Origin of the sequence: Kribbella sp. NPDC051137 (assembly GCF_040682535.1) — a bacterium.
Classification (GTDB): domain Bacteria; phylum Actinomycetota; class Actinomycetes; order Propionibacteriales; family Kribbellaceae; genus Kribbella; species Kribbella karoonensis.
Window position 1 is genome coordinate 196,791 of the sequence record NZ_JBFBBI010000006.1, and the last position, 25,547, is coordinate 222,337.

Consider the following 25,547-nt stretch of genomic DNA (forward strand, 5'->3'; position numbering starts at 1 on the left):
CAAGTGCGAAGCGATTTGATGATGTCAACGTTGACATAGCCTTGTCAACGTTGACATTTCTTCCTAGGGTGCCTGCGGTGAGCACCGTTTCCCGCCGTACCTTCCTGCGCACCAACGCCGCTCTGGCCGCCGGTCTGAGCGTCTCCGCCGCACTGCCGGCGCCGTCCTGGTCCTCCCCCACCACCTCATCCAGCAGACCGCTCCGTGCCACCCGTGCCGACGAGTGGACCCAGTTGTTCGACCGTCGCTCCGGCTGGATCGGCGCCGACGGGATCTACTCGGTCCCGCTCGACGGCCGCGACGGCATCGGGTCCGCGACGCCCGGCTCGCGGACCGCGTTCATCTTCAGCGACACCCGGATCGGCACCGTCGACCCGGACACCCTGACGTACCGGCAGACCGGGTTCGTCAACAACTCGTCGGCGGTCCTGACCGGCAACCGGCCGGACCCGGACCGTACGACGTTCGTGATCCCGGAGAACGGCGCGTTCGGCAGCGGGTTCTGGATGAACGACGGGATCGCGATCGGCGACACCCTGTACGCCACGGGGTTCGCGCCGGACTCCGACTGGAACGCGGCGCGGGTCGACCTGATCGCCGTACCGCTGGCCGACGGGGTCCCGGACTACACCGCGGTACGCCGGACCGAGGACGTCGGGCTGCTGGTCCGGGACGGCACGTACATCGTGATGTTCGGCGTCGGGATCATGCCGGGTGCCGACGGATTCGTGTACGTCTACGGGTACCGGAACACGTTGGCCGGCGGACAGAAGGACCTGGTCTGCGCCCGGGTGCGCCGCGAGGAGTTCGCCGACATCGCGTCCTGGCGGTTCTGGAGCGGTACGTCGTGGAGCCCGGACATCACGGTCAGCGTCCAGGATGCCGCCGTACTGCATGCCGACGTGTCGACCGAGCTGAGCGTGACGCCGATCCCGGGCGGGCGCTACCTGCTCGTGTATCTGCGGAACGTTAACTCGACCGGGCTGGAGTACGCGATCGGGTCGTCACCGATCGGGCCGTTCGGGCCGGGGGTGCGGTTCTACAACTGTCCGGAGCCCTACGTGTACGAGGCGCAGACGGCGGGCGGGACGTACTGCTACAACGCGAAGGCCCACCCGAGTCTGTCGGAAGACGGGCGGTTGCTGATCAGCTACAACGTGAACCGCCTCGGGGCCGATCCGCTGACGACCGAGATCTACCGGCCACGCTTCGTCTGGCTGGACCTGCACCGCTTCGCCGACGGACCCGTCGTACCAGCTGCCACCACAGACGTGGCTGCCGGCGCTCGGGTGCTGGATCTAGGCGGGTTGCGGACGGTGTCCGGGTATCGCGTCAAACACGCCGGGTACGAGAGTGGTCAGACGGCCTTCAACACCAGGGATTTCACCGTCGAAGCCGCTGAGCGCTCGACCGGTCCCTGGCATGCGGTGGATGTTGTCACGGGCAACATCCACAACCTGACCGACCGGCGTTTCCCGCGTCCGGTGACAGCGCGATACCTCCGGCTGACCGTGCAGCGGCCGACGCAGTCCGACGACACCACCGTGCGGGTGCTGGAGTTCGCCGCGGTCGCCGACACGAACGGCGTACCGGATCTGGCCCGCTACTGCCCGGTCCTGGCCGGCGCTGAGAACGGGAGCGCCCACAACGTCACGGACCCTGCCGGCGACCTGTGGGTCGACCCCTCCCCCAACGCCTGGGTCTCGATCGACCTCGGCGCGGACCGGAGCATCGGCCGGTACACCGTCACCCACGCCGGCCAGGCGGACCTGAACACGCGCGACTTCCAGCTCCAGTCCAGCGACAACAACAAGCAGTGGACCACCCGCGACACGGTCACCGGCAACACGGCCGCGACCACCGACCGCCAGGTGCCGACGTTCACCGCCCGCTACGTCCGCCTGCTCGTCTCCAAGCCGGTCGCCGACTCCACCCCGGAGAAGACGACCCGCCTCAAATCCCTCACCCTCCACCCACCGACCTGACCCGCCGCAAATCCCTCACCCTCCACCCACTGACCTCACCCGCCTCAGGCGAGGAGTTCGAGTTGGGCGAGGGCCGCGGGGGTGGCGAGGGTCAAGCGGAAGTGCTGGTATTCGCGGGGAGTCGGGATTTTGAAGGGGCGGGTCTGACGCGGCCAGCGGAAGGATTCGTCCGTGCGAGTGTCGAGGACGGTCCAGGTGGTGCCGTCGGTCGAGGCCTCCAGTTGCCAGCCGGCTGGGGGCTCGCCGACCCCGGACGTCAGCGTGTAAAGGGTCGGGCTCGCCGGTGCGGGCAGTGACCAGGTGACGGACTCGAAGACGGCCTCGGTGGCCGACGTGTCGTCGAACAGGGGGCTGCCGGGGTCTACCGGGATCAGGTCGACCAGTGGGGTGGCGACCTGGTCGTCGGTGGTCAGGGCGGGTGGGAGTTCAAGGGTTGCCCAGTCGGACGGTTCGGCGCCGAGGGTGAAGTCGAGCCGGGTCGCGGCGGTCAGGTCGGCGTGGGTGATGGATGCCACCGGCAACTGCTTGCCGTCGACCCGGACGTCATGGACGTAGGGGTTCTCGACCCCGGCGGCGGTGATCGTCAGCGGCCGGCCGCCCAGCGGCGACACCAGCACCCGCGGGAACAACGGCGACCCGATCGCGTACTCCGGGGCGCCGACGCGCAGCGGATACAGCCCGAGCGCGGCGAACAGGTACCACGCGGACATCTCGCCGTTGTCCTCGTCGCCCGGATACCCCTGGCCGATCTGCTCCCCGACGTACAGCCGGTCCAGCACCTCGCGGGCGATCGCCTGCGTCTTGTACGGCGTACCGGCGTAGTTGTACATCCACGCGATGTGGTGCGCCGGCTGGTTCGAGAAGCCGAACTGACCCATCCGGACGGCCTGCGCCTCGACCATCTCGTGGATGACGATCGAGTACGTGCCCTTCTTGACGGCGAGCTCCGGCGTCGCGAAGAACCCGTCGAGCTTCTCCTCCAGGCCGCGCGGACCGCCGTACAGGTTCGCCAGCCCGCGCGGGTCGTGCGCGACGTGGAAGGCGAAGTTCCACCCGTCGGTCTCGGTGAAGTCGCCGCCCCACTCCTCGGGGTCGAACTCGGCCGGTGTCTTCGCGAAGCTGCCGTCCGGACGCCGTCCCTGGAAGAAGTTCACCGCGTCGTCGAACAGCAGCACGTAGTTCAGCGACCGGCGCCGCAGGTACTCCGCCTCCTCGAGCAACTGCTCACGCCGCTCGGGGAACTCCTCCGCCAACCGCAGCGCCATCTGGGCGAGACCGAAGTCGTTCAGGTACGCCTCGAGCGACCACGACACGCTCTCCTCGGTGTCCGTGCTCACGTATCCGGCGAAGAACCCGGTCTCGACGCCCTTCCGCCCGACCTCGGTCGCCTCCGGCGCGACGGTCGCGTTCCGGAGCCCGGCGTCGTACGTCGCCAACGGGTCCGGCAGCGTGACGCCCTTGAGGTACGCGTCCGCGAACGACACGTCCGAACTCGTCCCGGTCATGCAGTCGGCGTACCCCGGCGACGACCAGCGCGCGATCCACCCGCCGTCGCGGTACTGCTGCACGAACCCGTCCACCAGCTCGGCGGCCAGCTCCGGGTAGAAGAAGACGTACGCCGGCCACGCGGTCCGGTAGGTGTCCCAGAACCCGTTGTTCACATACATCTTCCCGGGCCGCACGACCGCGTTGGTCGCGAGCTCCGTCGCCTCACCCTCAACCGGCTGGACCGGGCTGGCGTAGTGGTACTCCGGCTCCGACGCTGTCCCGGTGTTCTCGAAGTGCGAGTTCGGATAGAGGTTCAACCGGTAGAGATTGCCGTAGACCGTCCGCAGTTGCGGCGGCGTCGCGCCCTCGGGCCGGATGACCTGGAGCCGCTCGTTCCAGATCGCGTTCGCCGCCGCCTGGATCTCCTCGAACGACCGCCCCGCGAGCTCGAGCGCGAGGTTGTGCCGCGCCTGGTCGACGCTGATGAAGGACGTCGCGATCCGCAGCGTCACCTCGGGTACGTCGAAGCTCGCGGCGCGCGCGTTGCCGCGACCGCCGGAGGCCGGGCCGAACCCGGTCGGCGTACTGGAGAACTCGCCGTAGCAGTACATCCGGGTGACCCCGGACTCGGACCGCTGTGACCCGTTCTCGACCCAGCCGGTGACCGCGGTTCCGTCGGACGCGAACCCGCCGTTCTCGTCGATCGTGTCGAAGACCAGGTGCCGCCCGGCCGCGTCCGCCGGGAACGTGAACCGGAAGATCGCGCCGTGGTCGGTCGGGGTGAGCTCGGCGCGGACGCCGTTCGCGAGGGCGACGGAGTACAGGTCTGGCCTGGCGAGCTCGTCGTCGTGGCTGAAGGCGACGGCACGCTCCTTCGGGTCGCCGAGCGGTGCGGCGGCCGCGACCGGCATGATCGTGAGCTGGTCGCGGTCGCCCATCCACGGGCTCGGCTGGTGCGAGAACGTGAGCCCCTGCAGCTCCGGCCGGTTGTCCGCGTTGTTGGCCCGGTGGTATTCGTACGGCCAGCGGTACGTCGAGGCGTCGGTGACCGGGGTGACGAAGTTGAACCCGTTCGGCCAGGCGGTGATCGGGAGCGTGTTACCGCGGGAGAAGTCGCTGCTGGCGTTGGTCCCGCGCCGCGTGTCGACGTACGCCGTCAGGTCCGCGCCGTCCGGCTCCGCCGGTGCCGGCCCGACCTCGACGTCGTCGATCCAGCCCGCGAACGCGTGCCCCTCGCCCGGCGCGTCGACCACCAGCACCAGCTGCGCGATTGTCCGCCCCTCGGCAGCGGTCAGGTCGACCTGGACGTCGTTCCACTGGTCGGCGTACAGGATCTTCGCGGTGCCCTGCCCCGCGGCGTCGGCGGGCTTCCCGTACTGGTCGGTCCCGGCGTACCGCGTCCCGTCCGCGAACACCACCTCGACCGCGACGTAGGTCGCCGCATACGTCAACCCCGCGTCCAGCTCCGGGTAAACCTTGTACCGCAGCCGATCGCCCGCCGCGACGGTGTGCCCGCCGCCGGGCAGCCGCACCTCCTGCCGCCCGCCGACGACCCCGGAGTACCGGGTCCCGTCCACACTGCTGAACCCGCCCCGCGAACTCGTGGGCCCACCCGGCCCGCCACCAGTCTCGATATCCACGCCCGCAATCCTACGAATCCGACAGCTGGACAGGACATGTCCGCCCACTACGTGGAGATCAGAGGTGCGCCCAGCGTGGCGGGCCGGGCAGGGGACGTATACGTCCTGTCGCTCTGCACCATCAATGTGGTGGGTCGGGCGGGCTGTTGCCGGCTCGGACCCAGGCGATGTAGTCGCGGGCGACTTCTTCGTCGGGGCGGAGGTGGAGGCCGTGAGCGAGGGTGTGGGTGTTGGAGAGGTGGAACGTGCCGTCGTTGGAGCCGTCGTGCGGGAGGTGGAAGCGGTCGACCGACGGGGACCAGTCGACGGGCGCCGCGTCGGGGACGACCGAGCGCCAGGTTTCGGCGAGGGCAGCAAGCGTTCGGGTGGGGCCGACGGCGTTGAACGGGCCGGGTAGGCGGTCGACCGTCACGTGGAGGAGGAAGGCGGCGAGGTCGCGGGCGTCGACGTACTGGACCGGCTGCTCGGGGCGGGCGGCGCACTCCATCGGTTCGCCATGGGCCAGGGCCCAGCCCCAGTTGCCGAAGTCCGGGTTGTACGGTCCGATCACGAAACCCGAGCGGACGGCCGCGGTGCGGTCGCCGAAAGTGGCGGTGAGCAACGATTCGTTGCGGACCTTCGACGGACCGTAGAGGTCCATCGTGAAGTGGTCCTCCGGTGCGCCGGCGGGCCAGTCGAGGAGCGGGGCGGACTCGGTCATGCCGACGTCGGACTTGCTCGCGTACACCGCGATCGACGACATGTAGGTGTAGTGCCCGCAGCGGTCCCGGAGCACGGCGGCGCTCAGCGACACCTCGCGAACCAGGAAGCCGGACATGTCGATCACGCCGTCCCACTCGCCGCCGGCCAGCGCCTCCGGGGCGGCCCGGTCGCCGGTGATCCGGCGTACGTCGGGGAAGAGCGCCGGGTTCGTGAGGCCGCGGTTGAACAGGGTCACCTCGTGGTCGTCCCGCAGCGCCGCCTCGACGACGTGCCGGCCGAGGTTCTTCGTGCCGCCGAGGACCAGCAGCCTCACGACAGCTGCCCGACGAGGTCGGCGAGCTCCGCGAGCAGCGGATCGATCCAGTCCCCGGAGCCGGGGATCGTCCGGACGCCCTCCTCGACCACGAACGCCAGCGCGAGCAGGCAGAAACACGCCCCGCCCACGAGCAGTTGCCGATCGACGAGGAACGGATCCGCGCCGGAGACCTCGACGTACCGCGCGACGATCGGGCCGCGGTCGTAGCCGAGGGCAACGGCGTCCCGGATCAACGTGTACAGGTCGCTCAGATGCGGGGCGAGATGCGCCAGCGGCCAGTCGACCACGGTCCAGCGCGTGCCGTCGGTGACCAGGTTCTTCGGCACGAAGTCGCCGTGCACCACCCCGAGCGGCGCGTCCCGGTGCAGCCGGTCGACCGCCTCCACCAGCGGATCCAGATCGAAGTCGATCCGCGCGATCCGTCCCGCCAGCTCCTTCACCCGGGCCGGCGGGAAGTCGCTGGACCCCGGCACGGCAGCACCGTGGATCCGCGCCGCCAGCTCGGCCGCCGCGACGAACCCGTCCGCGGTCGGCTCCTGCTCCAGCGTCACCCGGCCGACGTCGGCCAGCACGATCACGCCGTCGGCGCCGTACAGCAGCTCCGGCGCCGGCAGCCCGAGCGGTACGACATACCGCTGGTACGCCGTCTCCTCGCCGGCCTGCGTGTCGGTCCCGTGCTTCACGATCACGCTCCGCAACCCGTGCGACAGCCGCCGGACCTCCGACGATCCCCACTGCCGCAGCAGCTCCGAATGCACCGCGTCCTCGGCCGGCGCCGCCAACGCCTCCAGCACCACATCCCGCGGAACCCATCCAGGAAGCATCCGAAAAGTAGACCATGCTCCGGCGCCAGGTGCTCCCGATTTAGGGTGTACGCATGACGAACCACGCCTGGGGCTTCGGCCTTGCCACCGTTACGACCGCCGGCGACGTCCTCGATGTCTGGTACCCGGCGCCCGCGCTGGGTACCCGGCCGGCCGACGCGAAGGCTCCGGCCGAGCTGGTCGCCGCCGAGGGCAACGACGACCTCCGGCAGGTACGGCGTCAGGTGGTCGCGACCGAGCTCGTCCTGGACGAGGCCCCGAGCGGTACGGCGGACGCGTACCTGCGGCTGCACCTGCTCAGCCACCGCCTGGTCCGCCCGCACGGCGTCAACCTGGACGGCATCTTCGCCGCCCTGCCGAACAACGCGTGGACCTCGCTCGGCCCGGTCCCGGTCGACGAGATCGAGAACGTCCGGCTCCGCGCCCGCGCCGCGGGGAAGCACCTCAGCGTGACCAGCGTCGACAAGTTCCCGCGGATGACCGACTACGTCGTACCGTCCGGGGTCCGGATCGGCGACGCGGACCGGGTCCGGCTCGGCGCGCACCTCGCCTCCGGGACCACGGTCATGCACGAGGGTTTCGTGAACTTCAACGCCGGCACCCTCGGGACGTCGATGGTCGAGGGCCGGATCGTCGCCGGGGTGGTCGTCGACGACGGCAGCGACATCGGCGCCGGGGCATCGATCATGGGCACGCTGTCCGGCGGCGGCAAGCAGGTGATCTCGATCGGCAAGCGCTGCCTGCTCGGCGCGAACGGCGGCACCGGCATCTCGCTCGGCGACGACTGCGTGGTCGAGGCGGGGCTGTACGTGACCGCCGGGACCAAGGTCACGCTCCCCGACGGTTCGGTCGTGAAGGCCCGCGACCTGTCCGGGCAGCCCGGCCTGCTGTTCCTCCGCAACTCGGTCACCGGCGCCGTCGAGGCCCGCCCGCGCACGGGCGAGGGCATCACGCTGAACGAGGCGCTGCACGCCAACGCCTGATCGTCCGAAAGAATGACTTTGCCAACCAGCGTGAGGCTGTCCACGTCAATCAGTACGTGAAGCGCGAAACTGTCCTCTGCCCTCGTACGTTGGGAGCGGTATGCCGGTGAAGCGTGGTGCCCTCGTGGTCCTGGGCGGCATCGGCGTGCTCAGCCTCGCGATCGGCGCCGGGATCGCCTGGCTCGGCGGGAAGCACATCGCGAACATCCTGCCGCCGCCCGAGCAGTGCACCGCGACGGTCAACGGGCAGCAGGTCGTGCTCGACTTCGAGCAGGCCGAGTCCGCGGCGATCATCGCGGGCATCGCGGTCCGCCGCGGACTCCCGGCCCGGGCGGCGACGATCGCGCTCGCCACGGCGTACCAGGAGTCCAACCTGCGGAACCTCGCGCACGGCGACCGCGACTCGCTCGGGCTGTTCCAGCAGCGGCCGTCGCAGGGGTGGGGTACGGCGAAACAGGTCCAGGACCCGTACTACGCGACCGGGAAGTTCTACGACGCGCTGGTCAAGATCAGGAACTACCAGAAGCTCGCGATCACGGTCGCCGCGGACCGGGTGCAGCGCAGCGCGTTCCCGAACGCGTACGCCGACCACGAGGCGGACGCGCGGGTGCTGGCGTCGGCGCTGACCGGGCAGTCGGAGAGCGTGTTCAGCTGCACGGTGAACACCGCCGACGTACCGCAGGAGACGATGGGGCGGAACGGGCTGACGCCGCGGGCGGAAGCGGTCCGGAAGGACCTGGCGCGGACGTTCGGGAAGCTGTCGACCGGCGGGTACGAAGCCGGCGGGGCGCGGACCGGACACATGGAAGGGTCGGCGCACTACGACGGGCGGGCGATCGACGTGTTCGTCCGGCCGATCTCGGAGGCGAACACCACCAGGGGGTGGGCGATCGCGCAGTACCTGGTCGCCCGGGCGAAGCTGCTGAACATCCAGACGGTGATCTTCAGCGACAAGATCTGGACCGCGGGCGGGAAGTCCGACGCGGGCTGGCGCCCCTACACCCCGCCGGAACGCTCCGGCGACCCGAAGATCCTCCGCCACCTCGACCACGTCCACGTGGACGTTCTGGCGCAATAAACAGGGCGCCCCGAAGGGCGCCCTGTCTCAAGCTGCAATCAGTTGACTACTCGTCGTGTTCCTGCGGCGGGAGCGCGGCGATGAACGGGTGGTCCTTGTCGATCTTGCCGAGCTTGGACGCGCCGCCCGGCGAGCCGAGGTCGTTGAAGAAGTCGACGTTCGCCGTGTAGTAGTCCTTCCACTGCTCCGGAGTGTCGTCCTCGTAGTAGATCGCCTCCACCGGGCAGACCGGCTCACAGGCTCCGCAGTCGACGCACTCGTCGGGGTGGATGTACAGCATCCGGTTGCCCTCGTAGATGCAGTCGACGGGGCATTCCTCGACACACGCGAGGTCCTTCAGGTCAACACACGGCTGCGCGATGACGTAGGTCACTGCTACTCCTCCTATGGCAGGCAAGCGCAGCGCTGGTTTCGGGGTGCTGCGATGCGGTGATGCGAGTATCTCTAGTATCACGGTAGTACGTCGCCCACTTTGCCAGGAGTCCGGATCGTGTCAGGCCTCGGTGCCCGTGATATCGGCCACCGTGTCGTCGTCCGGCACCGGATCCCCGGCGGGCTGACCGACGTGATCGGCGTCCTGCAGGCCGGTACGCCGGAACGCGTCACCGTCCGGCACGCGGACAGCACGCTGTACGAGATCCCGGTCGCGGACATCGCCGCCGCCAAGCAGATCCCGGAGACGCCCCTCCGCCCGGTCGACGTCGAGCAACTGTTCCTGACCGCGTCGCTCGGCCGCCCGGCCGTCGAGCGGGCATACATCGGCCAGTGGTTGCTCCGCGCATCCGCCGGCTGGACGGGCCGCGGCAACTCGCTCCTCCCGGCCGGCAACCCTGGTGTCCCGGTCGCCGAGGCGCTCCGGCAAACCATCGCGTTCTACACAGAGCGCGGGCTCCGCCCACAGGTCCAGGTCCGCGTCGGCAGTCCCCCCGACCAGGAGATTCGCGCCCTCGGCTGGGTGGACGCCCGCCCGGAGCAGTCCGACGTACTCGTCATGCACACCACGCTCGACCACGTGAACGCTGCGCCGCGGTACGACGTGCGGCTGACGGAGCGGCCGAACGGCGACTGGTATGCCGCTGCTTTCCAGGGCCCCGTACCGGAAGTTGCCCCGAAGGTGCTCGAGGGCGCGGCCAAGGCGATGTTCGCGTCGGTCAGCCTCGACGGGCAGGTGGTTGCCGTCGGCCGCGGGTCCATGACCGGGCACTGGCTGGGCGTGGACGCCATCCACGTGGCCGAGGGCTTCCGCCGCCGCGGCCTCGGTACAGCGATCGTCCAAGGCCTGGCCCGCTGGTCGGGCCCGGAAGGCGGCCGCCGCACCTATCTGGAAGTCCTGCTCGAGAACAGCGCCGCCCTGACCACCTACACCCGCCTCGGCTACCAAGAGGCGTACCGCTACCGCTATCTCACCAACCGCTGAGCCGCCGCTGCCCCGACCAGCGCCAGTACCGCAAACCCGGCCAGTACGACGGTCAACGCCCTCCCGGGATCAGCAGCGAGCGCGGTGTACGTGGAGCCCGCCACAGCAACGCCCAGCGCACCGGACAGCTGCGCGTTCGTAGCCACGACCCCTGACAGGTCAGCGGCGTACTCCGGCGGCAGGCTGGACGTCACCGCGCCGATCAACGTGTTGGCGCTGATCCCGAGCCCCAACCCGCCAACACCCAGCAGAACGAACAGCAACGGCCCGCTACGCCCACCGAGCACCAGGTACGCCAGCACGCACACATAGCCCGTCGCCAGCACCAGACAGCCAACAACCGGCATCCACTGCACTCCCCTGCGCAGTCTCGGCAGCACAGGCCCCGCCAGCCCGAAGGCGGCCACCCACACCACCATGGCGAACCCGGAGTACGCCGGCCCTTTGTGCAGCCCGCCCTGTAGGTAAAGGGCGAGTACGAACAGCAAGGCGAAGTACGAGCCGCTGGTGCACCCGTGGGCGAGCAGCCCGGCCCGGACGGACCTGCTGCCGAGCACCTCCCGCGCGACGAGCGGTCGGCCACCACGTGCGGCCGTACGCCGTTCGCCGTACTCGAAGAGCAGGAGCGTCGGAACGCTCAGCACGAGGCACAGCCAGGACCACGCGGGCCAGCCGCGTTCAGCACCGAGCAGGAGTGGCACGATCACGAGCAGGACCGTCGTACACAGGACGAGTACGCCGCCCAGGTCCAGGCGATCCCGGCGACCAGGCGGGTCGGGCGGGAGCAGGCGGCGCCCGGCGATCAGGAGCGCGACGCCGATCGGCACGTTGACCAGGAAGATCGGACGCCAGCCGGTGCCGAACAGGTTCGCGGCGATCAGTACGCCGCCGAGCAGCTGCCCGGCCACCGCGCCGCCGGACAGTGCGATCGAGAAGTACCCGAGCGCCTTCAGCCGGTCCCGGCCGTGGAAGTGCAACTGGATGCCGCTGAGCACCTGCGGGACCATCAGCGCGGCCCCGGCGCCCTGGACGAAGCGCGCGCTGACCAGAGCGCCGATCCCGGGCGCGAGCCCGCAGGCGAGCGACGCGGCGGTGAAGACGGTCAGGCCGAGCAGGAACGTCCGCCGGTAACCGAGCGACGTACCGAGCCGGGCGCCGGTGATGAGCAGGACGGCGAACGCGACGACGTACCCGGAGACGACCAGCCCGACCGCGCCCGCCGAGGCGTGCAGGTCGGTCCCGATCGACGGCCCGGCGATGTTCGCCACGGCGGTGTCGATATTGGCCATGAACTGACCGGTGAGCAGCACGGCGAGGACCGCGCCCCGGTTGCGAGTGATGAGCACGGTCATCGAACGGTGTGAGGCCACTGAGATGTGAGGGCGCTACCCTCGCATGCCATGGCGGATCACGTGATTGAGCGGCCGGAGTACCCCGGGGACTTCGAGGGGACGGTGCGGGTGGAGTACCGGCCGCATCCGGACGACGGGGTCGCGGATCCGGGCGAGATCGTCTGGACGTGGGTGCCGTTCGAGGAGGACCACACCCGCGGCAAGGACCGCCCGGTGCTGGTGATGGGCTGGGACGAGCCGTACCTGCTGGCGCTGATCCTGACCAGCAAGGACCACGACCGGGACGCCGCCGACGAGGCACGCTGGGGACGGGTCTGGATGGACATCGGCAGCGGCCCGTGGGACAAGGACCACCGGAACAGCGAAGTACGGCTGGACCGCGTGCTGCGCATCGACCCGCAGCAGGTCCGCCGCGAAGGCGCGGTCATCGAGGAAGCCCTCTTCGACCGGGTCGCGGCGGAGCTACACAAGCTGCACTAGTTGGGTTTCTGGCCCCGGCCTTGCGGGGGTGTCGTGGTGGTGCCGGGCGGCGGGGTCACCGTGCCGGGTTGCGGTCCGCAGCGGATGTCGTCGGCCGCGTTGTACTTCGTGGTGAACGACTCGGTCTTCTGCCGGGCGCCGTTCTTCGCGAAGTACCGGTACACGGTGATGTCGAAGCCCGGCGTCGGCGCCTGCGCCTTGCAGTCCGCGGCGGTGTTGTAGACGACCTTCGGCTGCCGGACGTTGGACTTCGGCGACTGCCCCGCGGTGATGTCCCAGACCTTGGTGCCCCAGATGATCACCTTGATGCTGCCCGAGTTCCCCGGCGTGGACGCCTTGAAGATGGTCTGCACCAGCACGCCGTGGCCGGAGTCGTTCTGGAACTTGAGGTCCACCGTCGGCCACGCGACGGTCGCCTCCCGGCCGACCGGGTACCGCGAGATGTAGACGCTGTGCGCCTTGTGGGCAAGGATTTTCAGCCCGGAGAAGAAGGCCGCGTTGAACGTCGTGGTCGCGGACTGCGAGACCCCGCCGCCGAGATCCTCCTTGAACTTCCCGCCGCTGATGATCGTGCCCTCGGTGAACCCGTTCTCCTTGGTCCGCTCGCCGACGATCTTGTTCAGGCTGAAGATCTCGTTCGGCTTCAGCAGCGTGCCGTTGATCCGGCCGGCCGCGGTGCCGATGTTGACGTTCCGGTACGGCGCGTGCGGGAACTGGGTCTGGAACTCGCCCATCTTCTGGGTGATCCCGAGCGCGGCCGCCTGCTCGGTGGTGAACTTCGCCTTGGTCTGGATCAGCGGTACGGCGGCCCGCCGCTCGCCGACCGGCTTCGGCAGCACCGAGAGGATCGCGGCCCCGACCTTCGTCCGGTCGACGACCAACCCGTCGACGGCCGGAACCACCCGCGGGCCGGCGCCGACGATCTGCACGGTCGCGTCCTTCGGCAGCGTCTCCAAGGTCTTGAAGCGCTGCTGGAACAGCGGCTCCAGGGTCTTGGTGTTCAGCGCCGGGATGACCTTGCCCTCCTGCACGGTGACCGACAGCGCCGGAGCGAGCTCGGCCGGGGTCAGGTCGACCGACTTCGAGCCGACGGCCAGCCGGACCGGACCGGCCATGGCCGGCTCGGCGAACTCCTGCACGGCCTTGTCGATCGCCTCGGAGGCGGCCTGCGGCTTCGTCGTGCTGACCGGCAGCTCCTTCGGCTGACCGTCCGCGGGGTACGCCGCGACCACCGCGCCGGTCGCCTTCGCGGTGTCGAGTTCGAGACCCTCGGCGGGCTCGTGCTTGACCGGCTGGGTGCCCTTGAAGGTGATCGTGCCCTCGGTGGCCTTGCGGTTCACCTGGCCGGCCAGCTTGTCGACGGCGGCCTTCAGCTTCGCGTCGTCCTTGGTCACCACCGGGTCGACGGCGTCGCCGCCGGTGAGCGCGTGCCAGATCCGGCCGGGCGCCAGGCTGCGGCCCGCACCGGCGGCCTCGACGGTCTTGCCGACGTCCACGGACAGCCCGGCCTCGGCCGGCACCACCTGGAACTTCGATCCGCCGGCGGTCAGCGCGATCGGCGCCGCCGCCCGGTCCTTCAGGCCGTCGGTCAGCTTCGCCTGCGCGGCGTCCTTCGAGAGGCCGCCGATCGGGATCCCGAGCACGGTCGTGTCGGCGGGAATCTTCGAGCCCGCGAACGCGAACGCGGCGCCGTACCCGACGACGATGACACCGAGACCCGCGGCGGCGATGATCCCCGCGAGCTGCTTTCTCCCCACCGGACAGCGTCCTCCTGCTCGAGTGCATGGTCAGGGCACAAGCGCACATCCTACGGGACGGCCGAGGCGTGGCCACCCTTCGGGGCTGCCCCGGACCACCCCGGGGACAACGGTCAGTTTCCGGGCAGTTTCCGATAGTGACCGGACGAGTAGAGCAGCGTTCCCGGGGCGTCCGGGCCGCCGGTCGCCAGGCTGAGCACCTCGCCGACCACGATCGTGTGGTCTCCCCCGTCGTACGTCGCCCAGGTGCGGCACTCCAGCCAGGACAGGGCGCCGTCGACGGTCGGGCACCCGGTCTTCGGGCCGGCCGTGGTGGCGATGCCGTCGAACTGGCTGTACAGGTCCCGTCCGGACCGGGCGAACCGCTCCGCGACCGGCTGCTGCTCCGCGGCCAGCACCGAGATCGCCCAGTACCCGCAGTCCAGGACGGCCGAGTGCATCCGGACGCCCTTGTCCACGCAGACCAGCACCAGCGGCGGGTCGAGCGACACCGAGGTGAACGCGTTCGCGGTCATCGCGTGTGCGACGCCGTCCTGCAGTGTGCTCATGATCGTGATCCCGGACGCGAACCGCCCGAGCGCAGCACGAAACGCCGCGGCGGACACGCTCCCACTGGACTCGATCGAGGACACGTCAGCAGGTTATGCCTTCCGGGCCTCGGCCGAGGGTGTGGGAACGGTCACGCAGCCGGTTCGGACGAAGCTGCGGCGGGTACCGGACGGCGATGGGCGGTGACCCACAGAGGCGACCGGCAGGCCCCGCGGTTCGGCTGGGCATCGGGGCGTTGTTCGTCTCGGTGTCTTCGGTCCTCATCGACCTCGCCGGTACGACCCCCGGCACCGCGAGCTTCTACCGCTGCGTGCTGTCGCTTCCGCTGCTCGCGGTGGTCGCCGCCCTCGAACGGCACCGGCATCGCCCGCTCGATCGCCGCCAACTGCCGGCCGCGCTGCTGGCCGGGGTGTTCTTCGCGGGCGACATGCTGCTGTGGACCCGCGCGATCGAGGAGGTCGGCGCCGGTCTGTCGACGGTGGTGGTGAACGTCCAGGTGATCGGCGTACCGCTGCTGGCCTGGGCGATCGACGGCGAGTCCGTACCTCGTCGCTTCGTCGCCTGGGTGCCCGTGATGCTGCTCGGCGTCGCGCTGACCGCCGGGCTGGTGGACGGCGGCGCCGCCGGAACAAACCCTGTGCAAGGGACGATCCACGCGGTCCTGGCCGCCGCGTGCTACTCGGTCTTCCTGTATCTGCTCCGGCGGACCGGCACGACCGGCCGGCCGGTCCAGAACTACTTCGTCGTGATCGCCGCAGCCGGCTTGGTCTCACTGGCCGGCGGATGGCTGTGGCGCGGCGTCGACCTGACGCCCGGGTTCCGCGTCATCGGCTGGCTGATCGGCGTCGCGGTCGCCGGGACCGTGGTCGGCTGGCTGCTCGTGGCGACGAACTCGCCGCTACTGCCCAGCCACGTCGGGGCGGCCCTGCTGATGCTGACGCCGGTCGGCGCGCTCGTGCTCAGCGCTGTCGTGCTGCACGAGCGGCCGACCGTGCTCCAGCTGATCGGATCGGTGCTGATCGTGGCCGGTGCCTACTTCTCCGGCAATCGGCTCAGAGGCCAGCGAACAGATCGTGCTCGAGGCCGTCGGCGTCCGGGGCGGCGGTCCCCTTGACGAGCCGGTACGGCTCGGAGGCCCAGATCTGGTTGCCGTTGTTGTTGGACAGGGCGAAGAACGGGCCGTCCACGGTGATCTGGGTGGCGTGCGCCTTCATCGCGTTCATCTTCCGGTCGAGGTACTCCTCGCCGGCGATCACGCAGTCGATCAGCCGGTCCGGGGTGATCATCGGCGGCAGCGGGCCGTCCGGGTCCATGCCCTCGAACGTCGTGGTGTCACCGGCGTCGCGGAGCGCCCGCAACTGCTCGCGCATCGGCGACTCCGCCATCGCGGTCCAGTAGATCTTCGGGATGTCCCAGGCCTCGCCGAGGTCCTCGCGGTACGAGCGGGCGGCGGCCAGGTGCGCGGCGTACATCGCGACCCGGTGTGCCTTGATGTGGTCCGGGTGACCGTAGTTGCCCCACTGGTCGTAGGTGACCAGGACCTGGGGCCGGAGCTCGCGGATCACCGGGACCAGGTCGTTGGCCGCGTCGAGCAGGTCGGCCTGCCAGAAGCTGTCCTTGCGGGTCTCCGGCGGGACGTCCGCGTTGCCCTGGTCGTTGTAGATCATCCCGGTGTCGCGGTACTTGCCCGTCGCACCGAGGAACCGGTGGTCGGTGACACCGAGCTCGGACATCGCGTTCGCCAGCTCGCCGATCCGGTGCCGGCCGAGGCCGTCCTCCTGGTCGGCGGCCAGGTGCGCCAGCTCGGGGACCAGGACCTCGCCCTCTTCGCCGAGGGTGCAGGTGATCAGCGTGACGTGCGCTCCCTCGGCCACGTATCGCGCCATCGTCACACCGTTGTTGATGGTTTCGTCGTCCGGGTGGGCGTGCACCAGCAGCAGCCGGCGCTCAGCAAGCTCAACCATGCCGAAAGCCTACGTCGGCGCCCGGACAAATTCCGGAGCAGTTCCGGGAGATCAGCCGAACCGGCGGACCAGCAGGCAGCCCGCCTGGAACCGCGACTGCGCGCCGAGGCCCTTGATCAGCGCGCTGATCTCCGCCCGCACGGTGCGCAGCGAGAGCCCCAGCTCACGGGCGATCGCCGCGTCCTTGGCGCCGGTCGACATCATCCGGCCGATCGCCACCTGACGGCTGGTCAGCTCCTTCACCGCCGCGGGCGTCCGCCGGTGCGAGCCGAGCTCGTACACCTCGCAGACGACCTCTGGTGCGAAGTCCTCCCTCCGCACCACCGGAACTGCCGGGTACACCGACATACGTCACTCCTCCCCAAGAGTCAGGCAAGGATTCTCGTCCGGCGGCTGAACCACTCGCCAGGTACAACCCATACAAACGACCCATACAGTTCCGGAGCGTGAGCAATCGGCGCCGGGCGGAAGTGTGATGTGTACCACTTACAATCTGGTACGAAGTTCCCGGACGAAGGGCCGATCGGGGACCAGCCAGCCCGTCTCGTCCAGCTCGGCGGCCGCGAACCACCTCAGCTCAGAGTGTTCCCGCAGTACCGGATCGCCGGAAACCACTGTCGCGAGATAGACGTGCAGCTGGTACTCGGACGAGATGTTCACTGCCGGCCCGAGCGCGTCGCCGACCTTGATCTCCAGGTCGAGTTCCTCGCGGAGCTCCCGTACGGCGGCCTGCTCGTCGGTCTCCCCCGGCTCCACCTTCCCGCCCGGGAACTCCCACCCACCGCCGGGGTCGGGCCGGTACGCCGCCAGCACCCGGCCGTCTCCTATTACCGCGACTCCCACCACTGTCTTCACGCGGTGACTCTGCCAGAAACTGTCCATCGCGTGCGGCAGGATGCTGTTCATGCCCTTGCAGAACAGGGTTCTGCCCACCCAGGAGATCGTGGCCGAGCCCGGCCGCGGATTGTTGATGGGCAACCGCGGCAGCATCCACCGCCCGGACCGGACGCTCGGCACGACCCGCTGGCGCTCGAAGGCGTGGATCTGCTGCGTCCTTGAGTGGAAGGGGATCCGGCGCGATCCGATGCCGCCGGGCCGGTGGACCGCGCTGTTCTTCTTCGACGAGGCCGTCGCGCTGGCGGCGGGACATCGGCCGTGTCATTACTGCAGACGCAGGGATTACCTGCTGTACGCCGGCGCCTGGGCGGCCGCGCATTCTTCGGCCGAACGACCGCGGGCGGCCGAGATGGACGCAGTCCTGCATCACCAACGCGTCGAATCGCGCACCCGGCGGCAGCGCACGACCACCCAGCACCTGTCCGAACTGCCCGACGGCGCGATGGTCCGGTTCGACGGGTCGCCCGCGCTGGTGCTCGGCGGGCGGGTGCTGCCGTGGTCCTGGGAGGGGTACGGCGTACCGCTCGAGCCCGCCGGTCTTCATCAGGTCGAGACGTTGACGCCACCCGCGAATCTTCTTGTGTTGCAGGCCGGATTCGCTCCATTACTCCACCCGACGGCCGGTCGCAACTGAGGTAAGCCTAACTGGAAACACGCCGTACCGAGGGGTCTTCCGTTGGGCGCTCGGCAGGGGCAAAGTGTGCCCATACTGACAGCTACATAACCATCACTGGAGTCGGCATGAGCAACAGCGAGGTTGCCGCAGTCGCCCGCGCACTCGAAGGGCTGCACGCCGCCGTCGGCAGACTCAGCCAGGAGTACGGTGACACCCTCGGCATCCGCCGCCTGGTGTCCGACGTGGCCCGGCTGAGCGACGATCTCGCAGAGCTGGGCCCGCCCGACCCCAGGCACAGGCCCGGACCCGTTCCGGAGGAACTCGAGGAGATTCCCGACGTGGAGTATGACGCGTCCATGTGGACCGACGCGGAGCACGAAGGCTTCGGCGCCCCAGATAGGCACGCCCCCTGATGGCTACCGGAGTAAGCGCCCCGGGCCGCGCTCAAGTAGGCCTCAAGACCGCAAGATCGGACAAATGGTGGCTCGCGCCGTTGCGCATCGGCGTGATCCTGCTGTTCTTCATCGTCTACGCGACGGTCCGGATCTTCATGAACAAGTGGTACTGGGTCGATGCGTACCACTACCTGACCCCGCTGTACTCGCCGTGTGTGACCAGCAGCTGTGTCGAAGGCTCGAGCCATCTCGGCACCTGGTTCGGCAACTTCCCGCGCTTCCTGCCGTTCAGCCTGATCACGTTCGTGGTCCTGGCCGGCTTCCGCGGCACCTGCTACTACTACCGCAAGGCGGGCTACCGGTCGCTGTTCTTCGCGCCGGCCGCGTGCGCGGTGCCCGAGCCGCACAAGGCCTACACCGGTGAGCGGAAGTTCCCGCTGATCGCACTGAACCTGCACCGCTACTTCTTCTACGGTGCGCTGCTGTTCGGTCTGCTGAACATCTACGACGGCGTCCAGGCCTTCCACGGCAAGGGCGGCGGCTTCGGTATCGGCCTCGGCACGCTGATCATCTGGATCAACCTCGTCTGCCTGTGGCTGTACACGCTGTCCTGCCACGCCTGCCGGCACATCGTCGGCGGCCGCCTGAAGAACTTCTCCAAGCACCCGATGCGCTACCGGTACTGGACCTTCGTGTCCAAGCTGAACCCGAAGCACGGCACCTTCGCGATGACGTCGCTGTTCACCGTGATCCTGACCGACTTCTACATCATGGCGGTCTCCGCCGGATGGTTCTCCGACCTGCGCTTCATCAACTGAGGATCTGAAGACTTTCCATGACTGAGCTGGAACGACACTCGTACGACGTCGTCGTGATCGGGGCCGGCGGCGCCGGTCTGCGCGCGGCGATCGAGGCCCGTGAGCAGGGCAAGAAGACCGCGATCATCTGCAAGTCGCTGTTCGGCAAGGCGCACACGGTGATGGCCGAGGGCGGCTGCGCGGCCGCGATGGGCAACGCGAACTCCAACGACAACTGGCAGGTCCACTACCGCGACACGATGCGCGGCGGGAAGTTCCTGAACAACTGGCGGATGGCCGAGCTGCACGCCCAGGAGGCCCCGGACCGGGTCTGGGAGCTGGAGACGTACGGCGCACTGTTCGACCGCACGCCCGACGGCCGGATCAGCCAGCGGAACTTCGGCGGCCACACCTATCCGAGGCTCGCGCACGTCGGCGACCGCACCGGCCTGGAACTGATCCGCACCCTGCAGCAGAAGATCGTCTCGCTGCAGCAGGAGGACTTCGAGGCCACCGGCGACTACGAGGCCAACCTCAAGGTGTTCGCCGAGTGCACGATCACCGAGCTGCTGAAGGACGGCGACGCGATCTCGGGTGCTTTCGGGTACTGGCGTGAGTCCGGGCGGTTCGTGCTGTTCGAGGCGCCGGCCGTCGTACTGGCGACCGGCGGCGTCGGCAAGTCCTTCAAGGTCACCTCGAACTCCTGGGAGTACACCGGTGACGGGCACGCGCTCGCGATGCGGGCCGGCGCGACCCTGATCAACATGGAGTTCATCCAGTTCCACCCGACCGGCATGGTCTGGCCGCCCTCGGTGAAGGGCATCCTGGTCACGGAGTCGGTGCGCGGCGACGGCGGCGTACTGAAGAACTCCGAGGGCAAGCGTTTCATGTTCGAGTACGTCCCGGACGTGTTCCGGGCGCAGTACGCCGAATCCGAGGACGAGGCGGACCGCTGGTACAAGGACCCGGACAACAATCGCCGCCCACCGGAGCTGCTGCCCCGCGACGAGGTCGCCCGGGCGATCAACTCCGAGGTGAAGGCCGGCCGCGGCACCCCGCACGGCGGTGTCTTCCTGGACGTGTCGACCCGGCTCCCGGCCGAGGAGATCACCCGGCGGCTGCCGTCGATGCACCACCAGTTCAAGGAGCTGGCCGACGTCGACATCACCGCGGAGCCGATGGAGGTCGGCCCGACCTGTCACTACGTGATGGGCGGCGTCGAGGTCGACCCGGACACCGCTTCCTCGAAGGTGCCCGGCCTGTTCGCGGCCGGTGAGGTCGCGGGCGGCATGCACGGCTCGAACCGGCTCGGCGGCAACTCGCTGTCCGACCTGCTGGTCTTCGGGCGGCGCGCGGGCCTCGGCGCGGCGACGTACGTCGACTCGCTGGCCGAGCGGCCGAAGATCGACGAGGCCGACATCGACGCGGCCGCCACGGAAGCGCTGGCGCCGTTCGAGCTCGAGGGCGGCGAGAACCCGTACTCGATCCACCAGGAACTGCAGCAGTCGATGAACGACCTGGTCGGCATCATCCGCAAGGAGGCCGAGATGGAGCAGGCGCTCGGCCGGCTGGCCGAGTTCCGCGGCCGGATCGCGAAGATGACGGTGGAGGGCCACCGGCAGTTCAACCCGGGCTGGCACCTGGCGCTCGACCTGCGGAACATGCTGACCGTCTCCGAATGCGTGGCGAAGGCGGCGCTGCAGCGGCAGGAGTCGCGCGGCGGTCACACCCGCGACGACTACCCGGCGATGTCGGCGGAGTGGCGGAAGAAGCTGCTGGTCTGCAAGCTCGACGCCGACGGCGGCGTGGACGTCAGCGAGGAGCAGCAGATCCCGATGCGCGAGGACCTGCTCGAACTGTTCGAGGTCGACGAGCTGAAGAAGTACCTGACCGAAGAGGAGTTGCCGACCGCATGAGCTACAAAGGCAAGTTCCGCGTGTGGCGGGGTGACTCCGACGGCGGTGAGCTGAAGGACTACGAGGTCGAGGTGAACGAGGGCGAGGTTGTCCTCGACGTCATCCACCGGCTGCAGGCCACCCAGGCGCCGGACATGGCGGTCCGCTGGAACTGCAAGGCCGGCAAGTGCGGCTCCTGCAGCGCCGAGATCAACGGCATGCCGAAGCTGATGTGCATGTGCCGGATGAACACGTTCGAAGAGGACGAGGTCGTCACGGTCACGCCGATGCGGACGTTCCCGGTGATCCGGGACCTGGTCACGGACGTCTCGTACAACTACCAGAAGGCCCGCGAGGTGCCGGCCTTCAAGCCGCCGGCGGACCTGAAGCCCGGTGAGTACCGGATGCAGCAGCAGGACGTGGAACGCTCGCAGGAGTTCCGCAAGTGCATCGAGTGCTTCCTGTGCCAGAACACCTGCCACGTGATCCGGGACCACGAGGAGAACAAGGAGAACTTCTCCGGTCCGCGGTTCCTGATGCGGATCGCCGAGCTGGACATGCACCCGCTCGACGACGCCGACCGGCAGCACGCCGCGCAGGAGCAGCACGGTCTCGGCTTCTGCAACATCACCAAGTGCTGCACCGAGGTCTGCCCCGAACACATCAAGATCACCGACAACGCCCTGATCCCGATGAAGGAACGCGTTGTCGACCGCAAGTACGACCCCCTGGTCTGGCTCGGCAACAAGATCCGCCGCCGCCCGGCCTGACCCGCAGCACACCGAGCCCCCGGAACCAAACCTGGTCCCGGGGGCTCACCCTTTTCCGCACAACCCTCCAGCTCAGGGGGCAACCCCTCGCGTGGGGGAGCCGCGCGCGGCGGTGTGGCGCCTAGGGTTCCGGGCATGGACGTTGTGGTGTTGCGGCTGGGGAATCTGGTCGTTTTCATGGTGGTCTTCGTGCCGATCGCGCAGCGGCTGCTGGGGGTGCGGTTCGGGTTCGGGCGGCTGGCGGTGGGGGCGCTGATCACGCTGAGCGTGTCCGGGCCGCTGGCGGTCGCGATGATCGGTCCGCCGCCGTGGACCGGGTCGAACGGCGCCGCGATGGCGTACATGGTGCTGATCGCGCTGGTGTCGATGCTGGCCGGGCTGGTCTTCCTGGTGCTGGCGGAGGCGCTGGTGCCGACCGGGTCGTTGCCGCGGGCACGGGATCTGCGGCGTGACCTGAGCGGCCGGATCGCCCGCACTCGGCGGTACCTGCAGATCCTGCGGATCGCGATCAAGCACGGCCTCGGTCCGTACCTACGCGGCCGTCGCCGCCCCGGCCGGGAGAACGCCGCCGGGCAGGCGGAACTCGCCCGGTCGCTGCGGCTCGCCCTCGACGAGGCCGGTGTCACGTTCGTGAAGCTCGGCCAGGTGCTGTCCACCCGCAGCGACATCCTCCCGGCCTCGGTCGCCGAAGAACTCAGCCGCCTGCAGGACCAGGTCACCCCCGCGCCGTGGCCGCAGATCGAACAGGTGTTGATCGACGAACTCGGCGCCCCGATCAACCAGCTGTACGCCGAGTTCGACACCACCCCACTGGCCGCCGCCTCGGTCGCCCAGGTCTACACCGCGAAACTGCACGTCGCCGCGCCGGCGTCGACGGGAGCGCCACCGGCTTCCGCCTCCGCGGGCGCCGCTCCGTCCTTCCCCTCCAGCACCGCGGAGCGGGGCGGCGGTGGGCTCGATGTCGTGGTCAAGGTGCAAAGGCCCGGGATCGCCTCCTTGGTCGAGCGGGATCTGGACATCGTCCGGCGACTCGCGCGGCTGCTGGAGCGGAACACGGACTGGGGACGGGCGATGGGGGTCCGTGCGCTCGCCGACGGGTTCGCCGACGCGATGCGTGAGGAGCTGGACTTCACCGTCGAGGCCGGCAACATGACCACTGTCGCCGCCGGCCATTCCGTTGCCGCCAGCAATGATCTCGTCGTACCGCGGCTGCATCCGGAACGCAGTACCCGCCGGGTGCTGACCATGCAGCGTCTGGACGGTATCGGCCTCGGCAACGCCCAGCAGGCGATCGCCGACCGCGGGCTCGACCCGGCCCGCCTCGGCCGGGCGCTGTTCGAGTGCCTGCTCGGCCAGGTGGCGATCGACGGCGTCTTCCACGCGGACCCGCACCCGGGCAACTTCCTGCTGCTCGCCGACGGCCGGATCGGGATGCTCGACCTCGGTTCGGTCGGCCGGCTCGACCCGGCCACCCGGGAGGCGCTGCAGCGGTTCCTGCTCGCGATCGACCACGGCGACCCGGTCGCGGCGACCGATGCGCTGCTGGAGATCGTCAACCGCCCGGACGTGATCGACGAGCGCTCGCTGGAGCGTGCCGTCGGCCAGTTCATGACGAAGTACCTGGCCGCGGGCGTCACGCTCGGGCCGGCGATGTTCAACGACCTGTTCAAGATCATCACCTCGCACGAGCTCGGCGTACCGCCGGAGGTCGCGGCGGTGTTCCGGGCGCTGGCGACGATCGAGGGCACGATCTCCCGGATCTCCCCCGGCTTCGACCTGGTCGCGGCGTCCCGCCAGTTCGCGGGCGCGCATGTGGTCGACCGGCTCGCCCCGGACGCGCTCCGCCGTACGGCGACCGAGGAGCTCGCTCAGCTCCTCCCGATGCTGCGCCGCCTGCCCCGCCGAATCGACCGGATCGCGGCGGCGGCGGAGAGCGGCCGGCTCGGCGTGAACGTCCGGCTGCTCGCCGACGAGCGCGACCGCCGGCACGTCACCGCCCTGCTGCACCAGGTGCTGCTGGTCGTCCTCGGCGCCACCGCCGGCATCATGGCCGTGCTCCTGCTCGGCACCGCCGGCGGCCCGAAGATCACCGCGACAATGTCGCTGTTCCAGCTGTTCGGCTACAACCTTTTGGTGATCTGCGCGGTGCTGGTGCTCCGCGTCCTGGTGCTGATCTTCCGGCTGCCCGGTCGCGCTTGACTTAAACCTCACTTTAACTTCGACGATAGCGGGCATGACCGTCACCGAGGCCCGCCCCAAGCTCTTCACCGGACAACATCTGCCCCTGGTTCTCGGGGTGATCGGCCTCGTCACGCTCGGCGCGTTCGAGAACCGCGCGGTCGGTACGGCGCTGCCGACGATGGTCCGCGAGTTCGACGCGCTCGGCAGTTTCGGACTCGCGAACGCGGCCCCGAACGCCAGCTACCTGATCTCGCTGGCGGTCGCCGGCCTGTGGTCCGACCGGCGCGGACCGATTCCGACATTGCGGGCCGGCGCGATCTCGTTCGCGCTCGCCCAACTGCTCGTCGGTACGGCGGCCGCGATGCCGATGGTGATCGCCGGCCGGCTGCTGAGCGGTCTCGCCGAAGGCCTGCTCGACGTGTCGCTGATGGTGCTGGTCGCCCGGGCGCTGCCCGCCGTACTGCGGCCACGGATGTTCTCGTTGTTCGCCGCGATGTGGATCCTGCCGTCGGTGCTCGGGCCGGTGCTGACCGGTGTCGTCACCGAGCAGTTCGGCTGGCGCTGGGTCTTCCTCGGCGCGGTCGCCCTGCTCGTCCCGAGCTGGCTCCTGCTCCGTCCGGCGATGCTCCAGTCCGCCCGCGTACCGGCACCGGAGCGCACCGCCGAGGATGCCGCCGAACTGGAGGCGTGGCGCGCCGCGCTCCCCTGGGCGCTCGCCGCGTCGGTGGCGCTGTTCACGATGACGGTCGCCGGCGACCACCTCCAAGCCCATCCGGTGCTCGGCGGTACGGCGGTACTCGTCGCGCTCCTGGTCCTCGGACGGGCCGCCGTGCGGGTGATGCCCGCGGGCACGTTCACCGCCCGGCGCGGGTTCCCGGCCGTCGTCGCGGTCCGCGCCCTCGGCGGTGCCGCCTTCGCCGGAGTCGGCGCGTACCTGCCGTTGCTGCTCACGCTGCAGCACCACTTCAGCCCGTCCAAGGCCGGCGTGACGTTGTCGATCACCGGGGTGTGCTGGGCGTTCGGGTCGTGGCTGCAGGGCCGCGAGCACGGGTTCGCGCGGGTCGCCGTACTGCGGACCGGGCTGGCCTTCATGACGATCGGGCTGACTGCGACCTCACTGCTCGCGTGGACCGGCGCGACGACGTGGTTCGGCCTGATCGGCTGGGGTTTCGCAGGCATCGGGATGGGCCTGAGCTCGTCCAGCCTGTCGGTGCTCACGCTGGACCTCTCGGACCAGAACAACTCCGGCCGGAACTCCAGCGCCGGCCAGATGGCGGCCACGATGAGCATCGCCACCGGCCTGGCGATCAGCGGTACCCTGCTCGCCTTCAACGCGGACGACCCGCGACCCTGGGTCTTCGGCGCGATCATCACCGCGGGCGCCGTCCTGGCCCTGCTGGGCTTCCTGGCGGCCCGCCGGACACTTCGAGAATGATCGACGCCTTGACGCGCACCGGCGGC

General features: G+C 69.6%; 23 protein-coding genes. 13 read left to right on the forward strand and 10 right to left on the reverse strand.

The window, feature by feature from the left end:
• Positions 1-77: 77 nt before the first annotated feature.
• Positions 78-1,985, forward strand: a complete 1,908-nt coding sequence (locus tag AB0M51_RS31485; protein ID WP_344192987.1) for a discoidin domain-containing protein — start codon at positions 78-80, stop codon at positions 1,983-1,985.
• A 44-nt stretch (positions 1,986-2,029) separates the two neighbouring features.
• On the opposite strand, the gene AB0M51_RS31490 is transcribed toward AB0M51_RS31485, so the two are convergent.
• From AB0M51_RS31490 to AB0M51_RS31500, 3 genes are all read right to left on the reverse strand, one after another.
• Positions 2,030-5,113, reverse strand: coding sequence for a GH92 family glycosyl hydrolase (locus AB0M51_RS31490; RefSeq protein WP_344192985.1), 3,084 nt, complete (start codon positions 5,111-5,113; stop codon positions 2,030-2,032).
• 121 nt (positions 5,114-5,234) lie between these two features.
• Positions 5,235-6,128 (reverse strand): NAD-dependent dehydratase, encoded by an 894-nt coding sequence (locus AB0M51_RS31495; RefSeq protein WP_344192983.1) that lies wholly within the window; start codon positions 6,126-6,128, stop codon positions 5,235-5,237.
• The gene (locus tag AB0M51_RS31500) at positions 6,125-6,955 is read right to left on the reverse strand and encodes a phosphotransferase (RefSeq protein WP_344192980.1); all 831 of its coding nucleotides are present in this window, start codon (positions 6,953-6,955) and stop codon (positions 6,125-6,127) included. Before AB0M51_RS31500 ends, AB0M51_RS31495 begins: the two co-directional genes overlap by 4 nt.
• Positions 6,956-7,008: 53 nt before the next feature.
• Here AB0M51_RS31500 and dapD point away from each other — a divergent pair, with 53 nt between their 5' ends.
• Both dapD and AB0M51_RS31510 read left to right on the forward strand, forming a co-directional pair.
• The gene (gene dapD, locus AB0M51_RS31505; protein WP_344192978.1) at positions 7,009-7,938 is read left to right on the forward strand and encodes a 2,3,4,5-tetrahydropyridine-2,6-dicarboxylate N-succinyltransferase; all 930 of its coding nucleotides are present in this window, start codon (positions 7,009-7,011) and stop codon (positions 7,936-7,938) included.
• 100 nt (positions 7,939-8,038) lie between these two features.
• Entirely contained in the window at positions 8,039-9,016 is a 978-nt protein-coding gene (locus AB0M51_RS31510) for a hypothetical protein (protein ID WP_344192976.1), read from the forward strand.
• A gap of 46 nt (positions 9,017-9,062) precedes the next feature.
• On the opposite strand, the gene fdxA is transcribed toward AB0M51_RS31510, so the two are convergent.
• Positions 9,063-9,389 (reverse strand): ferredoxin, encoded by a 327-nt coding sequence (fdxA, locus tag AB0M51_RS31515; RefSeq protein WP_012923087.1) that lies wholly within the window; start codon positions 9,387-9,389, stop codon positions 9,063-9,065.
• 117 nt (positions 9,390-9,506) lie between these two features.
• Here fdxA and AB0M51_RS31520 point away from each other — a divergent pair, with 117 nt between their 5' ends.
• The gene (locus AB0M51_RS31520) at positions 9,507-10,433 is read left to right on the forward strand and encodes a GNAT family N-acetyltransferase (protein ID WP_344192974.1); all 927 of its coding nucleotides are present in this window, start codon (positions 9,507-9,509) and stop codon (positions 10,431-10,433) included.
• Here the strand turns inward: AB0M51_RS31520 and AB0M51_RS31525 are convergent.
• Complete coding sequence (locus AB0M51_RS31525; RefSeq protein ID WP_344192972.1) at positions 10,415-11,785, reverse strand: MFS transporter; 1,371 nt, start codon at positions 11,783-11,785, stop codon at positions 10,415-10,417. The genes AB0M51_RS31520 and AB0M51_RS31525 overlap by 19 nt on opposite strands.
• 48 nt (positions 11,786-11,833) lie before the next feature.
• On the opposite strand from AB0M51_RS31525, the gene AB0M51_RS31530 reads away from it, so the two are divergent.
• On the forward strand, positions 11,834-12,265 hold the full coding sequence (locus AB0M51_RS31530; RefSeq protein ID WP_344192970.1) for a type II toxin-antitoxin system PemK/MazF family toxin: 432 nt from the start codon (positions 11,834-11,836) through the stop codon (positions 12,263-12,265).
• On the opposite strand, the gene AB0M51_RS31535 is transcribed toward AB0M51_RS31530, so the two are convergent.
• On the reverse strand, positions 12,262-14,022 hold the full coding sequence (locus AB0M51_RS31535; RefSeq protein ID WP_344192968.1) for a VanW family protein: 1,761 nt from the start codon (positions 14,020-14,022) through the stop codon (positions 12,262-12,264). The two genes, AB0M51_RS31530 and AB0M51_RS31535, sit on opposite strands and share 4 nt — an antisense overlap.
• Positions 14,023-14,135: 113 nt before the next feature.
• Positions 14,136-14,654 carry a flavin reductase family protein gene (locus AB0M51_RS31540; protein ID WP_344192966.1) on the reverse strand — a complete coding sequence of 173 codons (519 nt, stop codon included), beginning with the start codon at positions 14,652-14,654 and terminating at the stop codon, positions 14,136-14,138.
• A gap of 92 nt (positions 14,655-14,746) precedes the next feature.
• Here AB0M51_RS31540 and AB0M51_RS31545 point away from each other — a divergent pair, with 92 nt between their 5' ends.
• Positions 14,747-15,685: a DMT family transporter gene (locus AB0M51_RS31545; RefSeq protein WP_363751679.1), complete on the forward strand. Its 939-nt coding sequence runs from the start codon at positions 14,747-14,749 to the stop codon at positions 15,683-15,685.
• On the opposite strand, the gene mshB is transcribed toward AB0M51_RS31545, so the two are convergent.
• From mshB to AB0M51_RS31560, 3 genes are all read right to left on the reverse strand, one after another.
• On the reverse strand, positions 15,624-16,535 hold the full coding sequence (mshB, locus tag AB0M51_RS31550; RefSeq protein ID WP_344192962.1) for an N-acetyl-1-D-myo-inositol-2-amino-2-deoxy-alpha-D-glucopyranoside deacetylase: 912 nt from the start codon (positions 16,533-16,535) through the stop codon (positions 15,624-15,626). The genes AB0M51_RS31545 and mshB overlap by 62 nt on opposite strands.
• Positions 16,536-16,586: 51 nt before the next feature.
• Complete coding sequence (locus tag AB0M51_RS31555; protein WP_344192960.1) at positions 16,587-16,883, reverse strand: LuxR C-terminal-related transcriptional regulator; 297 nt, start codon at positions 16,881-16,883, stop codon at positions 16,587-16,589.
• 138 nt (positions 16,884-17,021) lie between these two features.
• Entirely contained in the window at positions 17,022-17,468 is a 447-nt protein-coding gene (locus tag AB0M51_RS31560; protein ID WP_344192958.1) for a (deoxy)nucleoside triphosphate pyrophosphohydrolase, read from the reverse strand.
• Between AB0M51_RS31560 and AB0M51_RS31565 the strand changes: the two genes are divergently transcribed.
• From AB0M51_RS31565 to AB0M51_RS31595, 7 genes are all read left to right on the forward strand, one after another.
• Positions 17,440-18,066 carry a hypothetical protein gene (locus AB0M51_RS31565; protein ID WP_344192956.1) on the forward strand — a complete coding sequence of 209 codons (627 nt, stop codon included), beginning with the start codon at positions 17,440-17,442 and terminating at the stop codon, positions 18,064-18,066. The two genes, AB0M51_RS31560 and AB0M51_RS31565, sit on opposite strands and share 29 nt — an antisense overlap.
• 107 nt (positions 18,067-18,173) lie before the next feature.
• Positions 18,174-18,461, forward strand: coding sequence for a hypothetical protein (locus AB0M51_RS31570; RefSeq protein WP_344192953.1), 288 nt, complete (start codon positions 18,174-18,176; stop codon positions 18,459-18,461).
• Between the two features lie 80 nt (positions 18,462-18,541).
• Entirely contained in the window at positions 18,542-19,261 is a 720-nt protein-coding gene (locus AB0M51_RS31575; RefSeq protein ID WP_344192951.1) for a hypothetical protein, read from the forward strand.
• Between the two features lie 17 nt (positions 19,262-19,278).
• Positions 19,279-21,156, forward strand: a complete 1,878-nt coding sequence (locus AB0M51_RS31580; protein ID WP_344192949.1) for a fumarate reductase/succinate dehydrogenase flavoprotein subunit — start codon at positions 19,279-19,281, stop codon at positions 21,154-21,156.
• Complete coding sequence (locus AB0M51_RS31585) at positions 21,153-21,905, forward strand: succinate dehydrogenase/fumarate reductase iron-sulfur subunit (RefSeq protein WP_344192947.1); 753 nt, start codon at positions 21,153-21,155, stop codon at positions 21,903-21,905. Before AB0M51_RS31580 ends, AB0M51_RS31585 begins: the two co-directional genes overlap by 4 nt.
• 135 nt (positions 21,906-22,040) lie before the next feature.
• Positions 22,041-24,104: an AarF/UbiB family protein gene (locus tag AB0M51_RS31590; RefSeq protein ID WP_344192945.1), complete on the forward strand. Its 2,064-nt coding sequence runs from the start codon at positions 22,041-22,043 to the stop codon at positions 24,102-24,104.
• 34 nt (positions 24,105-24,138) lie between these two features.
• Complete coding sequence (locus tag AB0M51_RS31595) at positions 24,139-25,521, forward strand: MFS transporter (RefSeq protein ID WP_344192943.1); 1,383 nt, start codon at positions 24,139-24,141, stop codon at positions 25,519-25,521.
• The last annotated feature ends 26 nt before the right edge of the window (positions 25,522-25,547 follow it).